This window comes from Streptomyces sp. NPDC094448, from assembly GCF_044763775.1.
GTDB lineage: Bacteria > Actinomycetota > Actinomycetes > Streptomycetales > Streptomycetaceae > Streptomyces.
This window is the reverse complement of the sequence record NZ_JBIWGU010000008.1, coordinates 20,113-34,248: the sequence shown is the minus strand read 5'-3', so window position 1 is coordinate 34,248 and position 14,136 is coordinate 20,113. Positions and strand designations below refer to the sequence as shown.

Below are 14,136 nucleotides of genomic sequence, written 5' to 3'. Positions count from 1 at the left end.
GCCCCTCCCGGGAGCACCGCCCAGGGGCCCTCGGCGATGTGATGGCGCTACGCGCGTAGCATCGACCGGCCGCCGGGAAACACGATCGACCGGCCGCCGTGAGGCAGTGCGATCGACCGGCCGCCGTAAAGCACGGTAGTTTTCGCCACCACACCCCCGCCCGTCCCGCCCCAGCTCCTCCTCCGCTCCTGCCCAGGGAGAGTGCGCCATCAACGCGTCCAGCAGCCCCCATGCCGTAGAGCTCCGCGGCATCACCAAACGATTCCCCGGAGTCGTGGCCAACCACGACATCGACATCACCGTGCGCCGCGGTACCGTCCATGCCCTCGTCGGCGAGAACGGTGCCGGAAAGTCCACCCTGATGAAGATCCTCTACGGCATGCAGAAGCCGGACGAGGGCACCATCACCATCGACGGCGAGCAGGTCTCGTTCCACAGCCCCGGCGACGCGATCGCCCGCGGTATCGGCATGGTGCACCAGCACTTCATGCTTGCCGACTACCTGACCGTGCTGGAGAACGTGGTCCTCGGCTCCGAGAAGCTGTACGGCATCGGGGACCGGGCGCGTGCCAAGATCAAGGAGATCTCCGACGCCTACGGCCTCGGGATCCGCCCCGACGCGTATGTCGAGGACCTCGGCGTCGCCGACCGGCAGCGGGTGGAGATCCTCAAGGTCCTCTACCGCGGCGCCCGCACCCTCATCCTCGACGAGCCCACCGCCGTCCTGGTGCCGCAGGAGGTCGACGCGCTCTTCGACAATCTGCGGGAGCTGAAGGCCGAGGGCCTGACCGTCATCTTCATCTCGCACAAGCTGGGCGAGGTGCTCTCGGTCGCCGACGACATCACTGTCATCCGGCGCGGCACCACCGTCGGCACCGCCGATCCGGCGAACACCACCTCCAAGCAGCTCGCGGAGCTGATGGTCGGCAGCGAGCTGCCGTCGCCGGAGACCCGGGAGTCGACCGTCACCGACGTCCCGATGCTCACCGTGGACGGGCTGCGGCTGACCGCCACCGACCCGGACGGTGTCGTCCGTGCCGTCCTCGACGGCATCGGCTTCACCATCCACAAGGGCGAGGTGCTCGGCATCGCCGGGGTGGAGGGCAACGGCCAGTCCGAACTGGTCGAGGCGGTCATGGGCATGCGGACCGCCGACACCGGCACCGTCACCCTCGACGGCGCCGATATCTCCCACACCCCGACCCGCAAGCGGCGCGAGGACGGCATGGCCGTCATCCCCGAGGACCGCCACCGCCACGGACTGCTCCTCGAAGCACCGCTGTGGGAGAACCGGATCCTCGGCCATGTCACCGAGAAGCCCAACAGCAAGGGCCCCTTCCTCGACCTCAAGGCCGCCCGCGCCGACACCGAGCGGATCGTGCGCGAGTACGACGTCCGTACGCCCGGTATCGATGTCACGGCCGCCTCCCTCTCCGGCGGCAACCAGCAGAAGCTGATCGTCGGCCGCGAGATGAGCCACGACCCCAAGCTGCTGATCGCCGCCCACCCCACCCGTGGTGTGGACGTCGGTGCGCAGGCCCAGATCTGGGACCAGATCCGGGCCGCCCGCCGGGAGGGCCTCGCGGTGCTCCTGATCTCCGCCGACCTGGACGAGCTGATCGGCCTCTCCGACACCCTGCGGGTGATGTACCGCGGCCGGCTCGTCGCCGACGCCGACCCCGCGACGATCACGCCGGAGGAGCTGGGCTCGGCCATGACCGGTGCCGCCACCGGCCGTCTGGAGCACTCCGAAGACGGCGGCGACCAGACCCCCGCCGACGACACCCCCAGCGCCGGGCGCGACACCGACGGGGGAGAGGACCGATGAAGAAGTTCGACAAGGAGCGGGTGCTCCTGGGGCTCGCCGCCCCCCTGCTGGCGATCGTGGTCGCCTTCCTGGTCACCGCGCTGGTGCTGGCCGCGACCGGCAAGGAGCCGTTCAACGCCTTCAGCATCATGTTCGACTACGGCTCGAAGTCGGACAGCCAGGTCTACATCATCAACAAGGCCACGACGTACTACCTCGCGGGCATCGCGGTCGCCGTCGGCTTCCGGATGAACCTGTTCAACATCGGTGTCGACGGCCAGTACCGCCTCGCGGCCTTCTTCGCCGCGGCCCTCGGCGGCGCCCTGACCCTGCCGGGTCCGGTGCAGATCCCGCTGATCATCCTCTGCGCGATGCTCGTCGGCGCCATGTGGGCCGGTATCGCCGGTCTCCTCAAGGTCACCCGCGGCGTCAGCGAGGTCGTTTCGACGATCATGCTGAACGCGATCGCCACCGCGATCATCGGCTATCTGCTCCAGCAGGGCCGGCTCGGCCACCTCGACCAGGCCGGTACCAAGGTCTCCACCAAGCCGATCCCGGAGTCCTCCCGTTTCTTCGAGTTCCCGACCCAGCCCGCACCCGTATGGGGCTTCATCGTGGTCGCCGTGATCGTCGGTGTGGCGTACTGGTTCACCCTCGCCCGTACCCGCTTCGGCTTCGACCTGCGCACCGTCGGCCAGTCCGGCTCGGCCGCCCAGGCCAGCGGTGTGAACGTGAAGAAGATGGTCATCACGTCCATGCTGATCTCCGGCGCCGCCGCCGGTCTGGTCGGTATGCCGACGCTGCTCAACGACAGTCACGAGTACAGCGGCGACTTCCCGGTCGGCATCGGCTTCACCGGTATCGCCATCGCCCTGCTCGGCCGCAACCACCCGGTCGGCATCGCGCTCGGCGCCCTGCTCTGGGCGTTCCTGGAGCGCGGCAGCGGCCAGCTGGAGTTCCAGGGGTACGACAAGGAGATCGTCGGCGTCATCCAGGGCGTCATCGTCCTGTGCGTGGTCATCGCCTACGAAGTCGTACGGCGCTACGGCCTCAAGCGCCAGCAGCGGCAGGTCGGCGCCAAGCTGGCCGCCCAGGCCCGGGCCAACGGCACCGGTAACAACGGCAACGGCAACACCGACAAGCAGGAGGTGTCGGCGTGACCGCCACGGCGACCACGACTCCGCCGCCCGCCGCCCCCCGGGTGAGCGGCGGCAAGGGCGGGCGCACCCGCCTCTCCTTCCCCATGATCCTGCTGATCATCGCGGGCGCGCTGGTCGCGATCTCCGCGGTACGGGTCATCACCGGGGCCGACGACATCACCTCCTCCGGCCTGATCAGCGCCTCCCTCGCGCTCGCCGTCCCGATCGGCCTCGCCGGTCTCGGCGGACTCTGGGCCGAGCGGGCGGGCGTCGTCAATATCGGCCTCGAAGGAATGATGATCCTCGGCACCTTCTTCGGTGCCTGGGCCGGCTGGCAGACCGACCCGTGGATCGGCGTCCTCGCCGGTGTGCTGGGCGGAATGTTCGGCGGACTGCTGCACGCGGTCGCCACCGTCACCTTCGGCGTCGACCACATCATCTCCGGTATCGCGATCAACATCCTGGCGCTGGGCATCACGACCTACTTCGCCAAGCTCTGGTTCAACAGCGGCGAGGCCGCGGCCAAGGGCGGCAGCCCCAAGCAGTCGCCGCCGTCGGACGATATCGCCACGGTGACCCTTCCCGGCCTCTCGGACCTCTTCAAGAACATCGAGAACCACGAGTGGTTCTTCGTCTCGGACGTGGCGGGCATCCTCGGCGGTCTGGTCACCGATGTGTCGCTGCTGACGATCGTCGCGATCCTGCTCTTCGTCGGCACCTTCGCGGTGCTCTGGAAGACCGGCTTCGGACTCCGTCTGCGCTCCTGCGGCGAGAACCCGATCGCGGCCGAGTCCCTCGGCGTCAACGTCTACAAGTACAAGTACATCGCCGTGATCATCTCCGGTGGTATGGCCGGTCTCGGCGGCGCCTTCCTCTCCCTGGTCACCTCGCACATCTACAACGAGGGCCAGACCGGCGGCCGCGGCTATATCGGCCTCGCGGCGATGATCTTCGGCAACTGGCGGCCCGGCGGGCTCGCCATGGGCGCCGGTCTCTTCGGCTACGCCGACGCCCTCCAGCTCCGCAACGGCGGCCAGTCCGTCCACGCGCTGCTCCTGCTGCTCGTGGTCGTCCTCGTCGGCCTCGCGATCTGGAAGTACTACCGCAAGGCGTTCGTCCCGGCCGCGGTCAGTGCGGTGATCGGCGCGGCGGTCCTGGTCTGGTACCTGGGTACGGACACCGTCCCGACCGAGTTCGTCACCGCGACCCCGTACATCGTGACGCTGCTGGTCCTCTCGCTCTCCGCGCAACGGCTGAGAATGCCCAAGGCGGACGGTATGCGCTACCGCAAGGGGCAAGGCAAATGACGGCCCCGGCCGCCGGGCCGGACACCTTCGACTGGGAGCCCCTGCGGGTGCGGGCGCGTGAGGCGATGGCCCATGCGTACGTCCCGTACTCGGACTACCCGGTCGGTGTGGCCGCCCGCGTCGACGACGGCCGCACGGTCACCGGCTGCAATGTCGAGAACGCCTCCTACGGCCTCTCGCTCTGCGCCGAGTGCGGGCTGATCTCCCAGCTCCAGCTCGGAGGCGGCGGCAGACTGACCCACTTCACCTGCGTCGACGGCCGGGGCGAGAGCCTCGTACCGTGCGGCCGCTGCCGTCAGCTGCTGTACGAGTTCGGGGGCCCGGAGCTGCTGCTCGACACCCCCGGGGGCATCGTGACCATGGCCGAGCTGCTGCCGCAGCCGTTCGGCCCGGCCCATCTGGCCTGAAGGCGGGCGCGGCCCCTTCCCCGGAGAACCGGAGAAGGGGCCGCGCGGCCTTTCCGGCCCGTACCGACGCCCGTGACATCCGGCCCCCACACCCCCGGCCGTCCATCACGGGCGGAACCCCACCTCCCCCAACACCCTCGCTCCCCCCGCACCATCCGCACCACAGGAGGAACACCATGGACGCCATCTCCGTCATCCGCACCAAGCGCGACCGCGGCGAACTCTCCGGTGAGCAGATCGACTGGGTCATCGACGCCTACACCCGCGGTACGGTCGCCGACGAGCAGATGTCGTCCCTGGCGATGGCGATCCTGCTCAACGGCATGAACCGGACCGAGATCGCCCGCTGGACCGCCGCCATGATCGCCTCCGGCGAGCGGATGAGCTTCGACTCCCTCAGCCGCCCCACCGCCGACAAGCACTCCACCGGCGGCGTCGGCGACAAGATCACCCTGCCACTGGCCCCGCTGGTCGCCGCCTGCGGCGCCGCCGTACCGCAGCTTTCGGGCCGCGGCCTCGGCCACACCGGCGGCACCCTGGACAAGCTGGAGTCCATCCCGGGCTGGCGGGCGCTGCTCTCCAACGAGGAGATGCTCCGGGTCCTCGACTCCACGGGCGCGGTGATCTGCGCGGCCGGCGACGGGCTCGCCCCCGCCGACAAGAAGCTGTACGCGCTCCGCGATGTCACGGGCACCGTGGAGGCCATCCCGCTGATCGCGTCCTCCATCATGTCCAAGAAGATCGCCGAGGGCACCGGCTCCCTGGTCCTCGATGTCAAGGTCGGCTCCGGCGCCTTTATGAAGAACCTGGACGACGCCCGGGAGCTGGCGTCCACCATGGTCGCCCTCGGCACCGACAGCGGTGTCCGCACGGTCGCCCTGCTCACCGATATGTCGACCCCGCTGGGCCTGACCGCGGGCAACGCCCTGGAGGTCCGCGAGTCCGTCGAGGTCCTCGCGGGCGGCGGCCCGGCCGATGTCGTCGAGCTGACCCTCGCCCTGGCGCGGGAGATGCTCACCGCCGCCGGACTGCCCGACGCCGACCCGGCGAAGGCCCTGGCCGACGGTTCCGCGATGGACGTCTGGCGCCGGATGATCAGCGCCCAGGGCGGTGACCCGGACGCGGAGCTGCCGGTCGCCCGGGAGCAGCACATCGTCACCGCCCCCGCCTCGGGCGTCCTCACCCGTCTCGACGCCTACGACATCGGCCTCGCCGCCTGGCGTCTGGGCGCGGGCCGCGCCCGCAAGGAGGACCCGGTGCAGGCGGGTGCCGGTGTGGAGCTGCACGCCAAGCCGGGCGACACCGTCACCGCGGGGCAGCCGCTGCTGACCCTGCACACGGACACCCCGGAGAAGTTCGGCTGGGCGCTGGAGCCCCTGGCGACGGCGTACGACATCGCCCCGGCGGGCACGGCCTTCACCGCGGGCCCCATCGTGCTGGACCGCATCTCCTGACGGCCGATGAATCCGGGCACGGTCTCCGGTCCATACCAGCGTGAAAGCGCCGGCTATCGACGGATCGGGGACCGTGACCCATGTGCCCAAGCACCTCCACCACCAGCAGCGCCGAAGGCCCGGTGACCGTGCGGATCGCCGGGCGGGTGCTCCCCGCCGACGTACCGAGGCTCTGTACGGAGCTGAGCACGAAGCTCGGTGACGGGACGGCGGGGGAGGCGGTGTGCGACGTACGGGAGCTGACGGGCGCCGATCTGACCACGGTCGACGCCGTCGCCCGGCTCCATCTCACCGCCCGCCGCCTCGACTGCCGGCTGATCCTGCGGGGCACCCCGGCCGAACTGCGGGCACTGCTGCACCTGGTCGGCCTGGGCGCCCTCGCGGAGACGGTCTAATCCTCCTGCGCGGGCTCCGGCTCCAGCCGGGCCGGGAGGTCGAAGAGGGGGAACCAGCGGTCGGTGTCGAGGAAGGAGTTGATCCCCGCGATCTTGCCGTCCCTGATGTCCATGACCATGAGCGCCCACGGCACATGCCCGCTGCCGTCCTCCGCCTCGTGGTAGTGGGCGAAGGCGGGCATGCCGTTGGCCACGGTCGGAACGAGCCGGGAGCCGCGGCAGACCGAGCCGACACCGAGCATCCAGCCCACGATGTTCTCGTGGCCCTGGAGCCAGAGGTCGTACGGCGGCATGGAGAGCGTGGCGTCGTCGTGGAGGACTGCGGTCAGCGCCTCCATGTCGTACCCCTCGAAGGCGGCGACATAGCGCTCCAGCAGCTCCCGCTGCTCCTCGTCGAGCGGGTCGGCGGGATCGGAGGCCGCGGGCGGGGATTCGGCGAGTGTGGCCCGGGCCCGCTGGAGCGCGCTGTTCACCGAGGCGACCGAGGTGCCGAGCAACTCGGCGACCTCGGACGCCTTCCAGGACAGCACTTCGCGCAGGATCAGCACGGCACGCTGCTTGGGCGGCAGATGCTGGAGGGCGGCGACGAACGCCAGCCGGATCGTCTCCCGCTCGACGGCGGTGTCCGCCGGGTCCCCGGCGGCGGGCAGCACCCGCCCGTCCGGCACCGGCTCCAGCCAGGTGGCTTCGGAACGGGCGGTGAGCTGCGCCTGGGCCACGGGCGTCGGACCCGACAGGTCCATCGGCCGGGCCCGGCGATTGCCCGCGTTCAGCATGTCGAGGCAGACGTTCGTCGCGATCCGGTACAGCCAGGACCGCAGTGACGAACGTCCTTCGAACTTCCCGACGCTCCGCCAGGCGCGGACCATCGTGTCCTGGACGGCGTCCTCCGCCTCGAAGGAGGAGCCGAGCATGCGATAGCAGTAGCCGGTCAACTCCCGGCGGTACCGCTCCAGATCCGCTTCCAGGGTCTCCGTCCCACCCCGGGAGCTCTCTCCGTCGCCCTTGTCCGTCGTTGCCAGATTACTCATCGGGTCCACCCCTGTACCCATCGGCTCCAGTACTGCGGAACCTACAGGAGGGCACCGACATCGCGGCTCAGGTTCCGGGCTTCTTGCCCCAGACGAAGACGTCGTCGCCGTTCCTCAGCATGGTCCAGTACTTCTTCGCGGCGGCCGGGGTCATATTGACGCAGCCGGCCGAGCCGGGCGGGCTGTGGACCGGCTTGGTGACGGAGTGGAACGCCTGCCCGCCGTCGAAGAACTGGGCGTACGGCATCGGCACCTTGTAGAGGCTGGAGAAGTGGTCGATGTTCCGCCAGTAGATCTTCTTCAGACCGGTACGGGTCTCGGCGCCGTCCCGGCCGGTACGGATCGGAACCGGGCCGTACGCCAGCTTCTTGCCGTCCTGGATCCAACTGAGCTGACGGGTCAGGTCGACACAGGCGATCCGGCCCTTGTTGGTCGGGCAGGCACCGGCCTTGTTCGGGTTGCTGCCCGCGGTCTGCTGCGCCAGCATCGTGCTCATCGTGCGCCAGGTGACCGGGCCCGCGACCCCGTTGTTCGGGGTGATCCAGTGCTTCTTCTGGAAGGCGGTGATCGCCTTGCAGTCCGCCGACGACTGCTTCCCGTCGACCTTCAGCTTGAGGAACTTCTCGACCTGCTTCTGGTACGGCCCCGGCTTCGTCGAACACGAAGCGGCCTGGGCACTGCCGGTCCCCATCACCATCGTCAGCGGAACGATCATTCCCGCGAGTCCCAGTGCGACGCCCGCGCGCCTGCGTGTCCGGGCCATGGTTGGTCCCCCTCGAAATCCTTTGCAGCCGGCCTTTGTGGGCGGCTCGCCTGGTATGACGAGGACCAAGGGGCAGTAGTTGTAGGGAAAATGTCTCGGTTCGGGTACAGCGGGAGGTTTGGGCCCGGCTGCTGCGTCCACGGCCCGCCGGGCCGACGCCCGTTCACCGCCCGTTCAGCACCCGCTCAGTGCCGGTCAGCGCCCGCCGCCTGCGACCACCAGCGTGCGCCGGGTGGCCACCCGCGCCGCCCAACTGCCGTACGCGGTGAGCGAGACGACCCCGGTGACCGCGAGCAGCCCGAGGGCGACCGTGCCCGCCCAGCCCCCGGAGTGGAAGGCGATCGCACCCAGGGTGCCGCCGACGCTGCTGCCCAGGTAGTACGCCGACTGGTAGAGCGCCGACGCCTGCGCCCGGCCCGTGGTCGCGGTCCGGCTCACCGCGGACGAGGCGACCGCGTGGCCCGCGAAGAACCCGGCGGTGATCAGCACCAGCCCCAGCAGTACCGCCGCCGGCGAGGCGGAGAGCGAGAGCAGCAGCCCGCCCGCGGTGGTGACGACCGCGAGGTACAGGGCCCCGCGCCGCCCCAGCCGGGCGACCAGCCGTCCGGCGCCCGCCGACGAGACCGTACCGACGAGATAGACCAGGAACACAGAGCCCACGACGCCCGGCGGGAGACCGAACGGCTCCTCCGTCAGCCGGAAGCCGATCATCGTGTAGACCGCGCCGAACACGGTCATGAAGAGCGCGCCGATCACGTACAGCCGCAGCAGCAGCGGGTTCGCCAGATGCCCGCGGACGGTCGACGCCAGGATCCTCGGACTCACCGGGGACGGGGTGAAGCGCCGCGGCCGGGGGAGCAGCACCCGGAAGACCACCGCGGCGATCAGCGCCAGTACGCCCACCGCCGCGAGTCCGGCCCGCCAGCCGCCGAACTGGGCGGCCCAGCCGGTCACGATCCGGCCGCTCATCCCGCCGATGCTGTTGCCCGCGACGAACAGCCCGATCGCGCCGATCAGCGCCCGGGGCCGTACCTCCTCCGCCAGATAGGCCATCGCGGCGGCCGGAACACCCGCCAGCGCGGCGCCCTGGAGGGCCCGCAGCGCCACCAGCACCTCCAGGCTCGGAGCCAGCGGCACCAGCAGACCGAGGACGACGGCGACCGTCAGCGAGACGGTCATCAGGGTGCGCCGCCCGAAGCGCTCGGAGAGCGCGCTGAGCGGCAGGACGAAGAGGGCGAGCGCGCCGGTCGCGGCCGAGACCGTCCAGCTCGCGGCCGACGCCGTCACGCCGAAGTCGGCGGAGACGGCCGGCAGCAGTGCCTGCGTGGAGTAGAGGAGTGCGAAGGCCGCGACCCCGGCGGCGAAGAGCGCGAGGCTCATCCGGCGGTAAGCGGGCTCTCCGGGGGAGAGGGGCTCGGGGGACGGCGGCTTCGGGGGCGACTGGGGGTCGAGGGCGCCCGCTACGGGAGCGGACGCCTCGGTACTGGCAGCAGGCATGCCCCGAACCTACGGCCGTGGATTTCATGCGTCCAATGCATGAAACACCGATAATCGTTCCTATGGTGCATGACCGCAGTTCAGAGCAGTGGCTGTCACAGGGCAGTGACACAGACGACATCTCGACGCTACTCGTCCGGCTGGTGCCGAGACTCGCGTACTTCGCGGAGGTCGCCCGCCACGAGCATGTGACCCGGGCCGCGCAGGAGATCGGCGTACCGCAGTCGACGCTGTCGCGGGCGGTGGTCCGCCTCGAACACGATCTGGGCGTCACGCTGTTCGCCCGTACCGGCCGCACGGTCTCCCTCACCCCCGCCGGGCGGACCTTCTTCTCCTCCGTCGAACGGGCCCTCGCCGAGGTCGAGCGGGCGGCCGAGTCGGTACGCGCCGACGCCGACCCCCGCGCGGGCAAGGTCGCCTTCGGCTTCCTCCACACCATGGGCTCGGAGACCGTACCCGGCCTGCTCCGGGCCTTCCGCGCCGACCATCCGATGATCCGGTTCACCCTGGTGCAGAACTACGGCGAGGCGATGCTCGGCGGGCTGCGCACCGGCGAACTGGACCTCTGTCTGACCTCCCCGGTACCCGACGCGCCCGATCTCGTCAGCCGCCGCCTCGACGAACAGCGGCTGCGGCTGGTCGTCCCCGACGACCACCGGCTGGCGGGCCGCCGCCGGATCCGCCTCGCCGAGGCCGCGGACGACGTCTTCGTCACCCTCGAACCGGGGTACGGGCTCCGCCGGATCACCGACGACCTCTGCGCGCAGGCCGGGTTCACCCCGAAGGTCGCCTTCGAGGGCGAGGAGGCCGAAACCCTGCGCGGTCTGGTGGCGGCGGGCCTCGGGGTGGCCCTGCTGCCGCCGCCCGCGGTACCGCGCCCGGGTGTGGTCGAACTGACGGTCACCGCACCGCGCGCGGCCCGCGAGATCGGCCTCGCCTGGCTGGACGGCCACCCGGACACCCCGCCGGTGGCCGCGTTCAAGAAGTTCCTGCTCTCCCGCCGCGGCCGCCTCATCCCGACGACGGAACCGTGACAGCCCCGGCGCCCGGGGGGCGTTATGGGGGGCGCTGGGGGTATAGGGGCGCGAGGAACTGCGCGCTCAGCACCGGGCGGCCGGCGGTCCGGTACGAAACCGGTTCCGGCAGACGTGACCGCCGCAGCGCAGGGTGCTGGGGGGTATAGGGGCGCGAGGAACTGCCCGATCAGCACCGGGCGGCCCGCGGCCCGACCCGAGGCCGACCCCGGCAGACGCGACCGTCCCCGGAGTCCCCGGCGCCCCGGCACGGCACGGCGCCCCGGCACGGCGTGCCGCACACACGGGGGCCGTGGGCCCGAGGCCCGTACCCCCTCCGCCGCCGGAGGCTACGGTCGCAGCGATTTGCCGAAGCCCGCCGCCAGCGGCATCCGCAGGCCCAGCGGCGGCGGAGCCGCCAGCGCGTCCGCGACCGGGCGCGAGTACGGCTGCGGGAACAGCGACCCGATCACGAAGTCCACCGCCAGCGCCAGCACCTCCGCATGGTGCTGCCGCAGCGCATGCCCGTCCGTATGCACCTCGAACCGGCATATGTCCCGGTTCACCTTCTTCGCCCGCTCGGCGAGCCGGTACGACAGATCAGGGCACGACCGCTCGTCGTTCGTCCCGTGCACGATCATCACCCGCCGCCCCACCAACTGCTTCACCGGCTCGGGCTCCGGCGTCGCGCAGGATTCCGCAACCGGCAGCCACGGTGCCATCGCCAGCACCGAGGAGACCGCGGAGTGCCCCGCCGCCCGCAGCGCCGCCCGCCCCCCGAGCCCGTGCCCCACCAGGCACACCGGTACGTCCCCGTACTCCCGTACCACCTCGTCCGCCGCCTGGGCCGCGTCCACCGCCAGCCCCGCCCGGTCACCGTTCCAGCCCCGGCAGCCGTAGCGCACCGGCAGCACCAGCAGCCCCTCCGCCCGGCCCGCCCCGGCCAGCGCCCGGCCCAGCGGCAGCGTCGACAGCCGCGCCCACGGCGAGTGGCCGCGCTCGGACTCCGGAACGCCGTCGGGCAGGACCAGCGCCACCCCGCCGACCGTCGGGGGGACGGCCCGCCGTCCCCCGTACGCCCGGCCGAGCCGCGCCGTCCGCCTCGCCGCGGCCGATTCACGGCCGCCCGTGAGCCCCCGCTGGAGGGGCTGTGCGTGGTGTGTCACGGCAGAACAGTCTCAGAAGCCCAGGTGTACGCCACCCGTCCGCGCGATCACTGTTACATATCGGCCCGCAGGCCTCTACGCGCGTAGGACATCAGGCCGTACAGTGCCTGGATGACGAGCCAGCCCCTTACCACGCCCACCGCGGACCAGATCCGCCGCGCTCCGAAGGTGCTCCTCCACGACCACCTCGACGGCGGGCTGCGTCCCGGCACGATCATCGACATCGCCCGGGAGACCGGCTACACGCAGCTCCCCGAATCCGAGCCCGACAAGCTCGGCACCTGGTTCCACGAGGCCGCGGACTCCGGCTCCCTGGAACGCTATCTGGAGACCTTCGCCCATACCTGCGCCGTCATGCAGACCCGGGACGCCCTGGTCCGCGTGGCCGCCGAATGCGCCGAGGACCTCGCCGAGGACGGCATCGTCTATGCGGAGGTGCGCTACGCCCCCGAACAGCACCTGGAAGCCGGGCTCAGCCTCGAAGAGGTCGTCGAAGCCGTCAACGAAGGCTTCCGCCAGGGCGAGCGGACCGCCCGCGCCGCCGGACGGCGGATCCGGGTCGGCGCCCTGCTCACCGCCATGCGGCACGCCGCCCGCGCCCTGGAGATCGCCGAACTCGCCAACCGCTACCGCGACCACGGCGTCGTCGGCTTCGACATCGCGGGCGCCGAGGCCGGCTATCCCCCCACCCGCCACCTCGACGCCTTCGAATACCTCAAGCGAGAGAACAACCACTTCACCATCCACGCCGGAGAGGGCTTCGGACTGCCGTCGATCTGGCAGGCCCTCCAGTGGTGCGGCGCCGACCGGCTCGGCCACGGCGTACGCATCATCGACGACATCAAGGTCGAGGCCGACGGCACGGTCCAGCTCGGCAGGCTCGCCGCGTACGTCCGCGACAAGCGGATCCCGCTCGAACTCTGCCCCTCCTCCAACCTCCAGACCGGCGCCGCGGCCTCCTACGCCGAGCACCCCATCGGACTGCTCCGCCGACTTCAATTCCGCACCACCGTCAATACGGACAACCGGCTGATGTCCGGCACCAGCCTGAGCCGCGAATTCGAGCTGCTGACCGAGGCATTCGGATACACGCTCGACGATCTCCAGTGGTTCACCGTCAACGCGATGAAGTCCGCGTTCATCCCTTTCGATGAACGCCTGGCGATGATCAACGACGTCATCAAGCCCGGCTACGCCGAGCTGAAATCCGAATGGCTGTTCCGGCAGACCGCCACGACCAGCGAATCCGCCCCCGGCACCGACTGACCCGGCCTCGGACCCGGCGGCCGGACCCGACCGCCGACAGGGTGCCCGCCACTCGCCGCACGGCATAACCAGGCCGCGGAGCCGCTCGTTCTCGTCGGCGTGCGGAACGACCGGAACGACCGGGCCCAACCGCCCGGCCCCACCCGGCCGGCCGCACATCCCCGTACATCCATCGCGAGGACACCCCAATGAAGCAGTCCGCCGTCAAGACCCTCGGTGCCGCCGCGCTCGGCGTCGCCTTCGCCGCGGCCGCCGCGGGCACCGCCTCCGCGCAGCCCGCACTGTCCGACTCGGCGACCTCCCTCGACAGCATCACCGGCACCCTGCCGGTCCAGGAGGCCCTCACCAAGCTGCCGACCGGGGCGCCCGAGTCCCTCAGCGGCGCCCAGGGCGCCCTCACCGAGAGCGCGAGCACCCTCCCCGGCACCCTCCAGGGCGCGGGCCAGCGGGTCCTCGCCGGGGACATCGTCGGCGGCGACCCGCTCTCCGGCCTCCTCGGCGGTCTGCCGATCGGCAAGGCCCTGCCCGGCGGCGGCCTCCCCGGCCTCAGCTGACCGGACCGCCACCCTCCGCCCGCCTCTTCCCCCTCGTACGGCGCGGCAACAGGGGCGCACCTTCCGCCACGGCGGAGGTGCGCCCCTGAGGTTTGTCACCAGGAGGTGGTGGCCGACGCCTTCGAACCCGGCAGGAACAGCCAGAGCGCCAGATAGACCAGGATCTGGGGGCCGGGCAGCAGACACGACGCCACGAAGATCACCCGCATGGTCGTCGCCGAGGTACCGAAGCGCCGGGCCAGCCCCGCGCACACCCCGCCGATCATGCGGCCCTCTCGCGGGCGGACCAGTGCGGACATGGTGGGCTCCTTCACAGCCGGAGAACGTTCCTTCTGCT

Annotated in this window: 14 protein-coding genes; 9 read left to right on the top strand and 5 right to left on the bottom strand. The window is 71.1% G+C overall.

Annotated elements, in window-relative coordinates; translation table 11 throughout:
- Positions 1 to 208 precede the first annotated feature (208 nt).
- From ACIQ9E_RS16700 to ACIQ9E_RS16675, 6 genes are all read left to right on the top strand, one after another.
- Complete coding sequence (locus ACIQ9E_RS16700; RefSeq protein ID WP_403708119.1) at positions 209 to 1,828, top strand: ABC transporter ATP-binding protein; 1,620 nt, start codon at positions 209 to 211, stop codon at positions 1,826 to 1,828.
- Positions 1,825 to 2,967 (top strand): ABC transporter permease, encoded by a 1,143-nt coding sequence (locus ACIQ9E_RS16695; RefSeq protein ID WP_403707487.1) that lies wholly within the window; start codon positions 1,825 to 1,827, stop codon positions 2,965 to 2,967. The genes ACIQ9E_RS16700 and ACIQ9E_RS16695 overlap by 4 nt, the downstream gene beginning before the upstream one ends.
- A complete protein-coding gene (locus ACIQ9E_RS16690) occupies positions 2,964 to 4,253 on the top strand; it encodes an ABC transporter permease (RefSeq protein WP_403707485.1) in 1,290 nt (429 codons plus the stop codon). The genes ACIQ9E_RS16695 and ACIQ9E_RS16690 overlap by 4 nt, the downstream gene beginning before the upstream one ends.
- Entirely contained in the window at positions 4,250 to 4,660 is a 411-nt protein-coding gene (locus tag ACIQ9E_RS16685; RefSeq protein WP_006347067.1) for a cytidine deaminase, read from the top strand. The genes ACIQ9E_RS16690 and ACIQ9E_RS16685 overlap by 4 nt, the downstream gene beginning before the upstream one ends.
- A gap of 176 nt (positions 4,661 to 4,836) precedes the next feature.
- Positions 4,837 to 6,114 (top strand): thymidine phosphorylase, encoded by a 1,278-nt coding sequence (locus ACIQ9E_RS16680; protein WP_403707483.1) that lies wholly within the window; start codon positions 4,837 to 4,839, stop codon positions 6,112 to 6,114.
- 80 nt (positions 6,115 to 6,194) lie between these two features.
- A complete protein-coding gene (locus tag ACIQ9E_RS16675; protein ID WP_403707481.1) occupies positions 6,195 to 6,509 on the top strand; it encodes an STAS domain-containing protein in 315 nt (104 codons plus the stop codon).
- On the opposite strand, the gene ACIQ9E_RS16670 is transcribed toward ACIQ9E_RS16675, so the two are convergent.
- The 3 genes from ACIQ9E_RS16670 to ACIQ9E_RS16660 form a co-directional block, all read right to left on the bottom strand.
- The gene (locus tag ACIQ9E_RS16670; RefSeq protein WP_403707479.1) at positions 6,506 to 7,540 is read right to left on the bottom strand and encodes a sigma-70 family RNA polymerase sigma factor; all 1,035 of its coding nucleotides are present in this window, start codon (positions 7,538 to 7,540) and stop codon (positions 6,506 to 6,508) included. The genes ACIQ9E_RS16675 and ACIQ9E_RS16670 overlap by 4 nt on opposite strands.
- Before the next feature lie 67 nt (positions 7,541 to 7,607).
- Complete coding sequence (locus tag ACIQ9E_RS16665) at positions 7,608 to 8,303, bottom strand: L,D-transpeptidase family protein (protein WP_403707477.1); 696 nt, start codon at positions 8,301 to 8,303, stop codon at positions 7,608 to 7,610.
- 195 nt (positions 8,304 to 8,498) lie between these two features.
- Positions 8,499 to 9,800: an MFS transporter gene (locus ACIQ9E_RS16660; protein ID WP_403707475.1), complete on the bottom strand. Its 1,302-nt coding sequence runs from the start codon at positions 9,798 to 9,800 to the stop codon at positions 8,499 to 8,501.
- Positions 9,801 to 9,862: 62 nt separating this feature from the next.
- On the opposite strand from ACIQ9E_RS16660, the gene ACIQ9E_RS16655 reads away from it, so the two are divergent.
- Complete coding sequence (locus tag ACIQ9E_RS16655; RefSeq protein WP_403707473.1) at positions 9,863 to 10,834, top strand: LysR family transcriptional regulator; 972 nt, start codon at positions 9,863 to 9,865, stop codon at positions 10,832 to 10,834.
- 329 nt (positions 10,835 to 11,163) lie between these two features.
- Here ACIQ9E_RS16655 and ACIQ9E_RS16650 read toward each other — a convergent pair whose 3' ends face one another.
- Positions 11,164 to 11,850: an alpha/beta hydrolase gene (locus tag ACIQ9E_RS16650; RefSeq protein WP_403708116.1), complete on the bottom strand. Its 687-nt coding sequence runs from the start codon at positions 11,848 to 11,850 to the stop codon at positions 11,164 to 11,166.
- A 240-nt stretch (positions 11,851 to 12,090) separates the two neighbouring features.
- Here ACIQ9E_RS16650 and ACIQ9E_RS16645 point away from each other — a divergent pair, with 240 nt between their 5' ends.
- Entirely contained in the window at positions 12,091 to 13,245 is a 1,155-nt protein-coding gene (locus tag ACIQ9E_RS16645) for an adenosine deaminase (protein WP_403707471.1), read from the top strand.
- Between the two features lie 188 nt (positions 13,246 to 13,433).
- Positions 13,434 to 13,799, top strand: a complete 366-nt coding sequence (locus ACIQ9E_RS16640) for an ATP-binding protein (RefSeq protein WP_403707469.1) — start codon at positions 13,434 to 13,436, stop codon at positions 13,797 to 13,799.
- Positions 13,800 to 13,894: 95 nt separating this feature from the next.
- On the opposite strand, the gene ACIQ9E_RS16635 is transcribed toward ACIQ9E_RS16640, so the two are convergent.
- Positions 13,895 to 14,098, bottom strand: coding sequence for a PspC domain-containing protein (locus ACIQ9E_RS16635; RefSeq protein WP_403707467.1), 204 nt, complete (start codon positions 14,096 to 14,098; stop codon positions 13,895 to 13,897).
- Positions 14,099 to 14,136 lie beyond the last annotated feature (38 nt).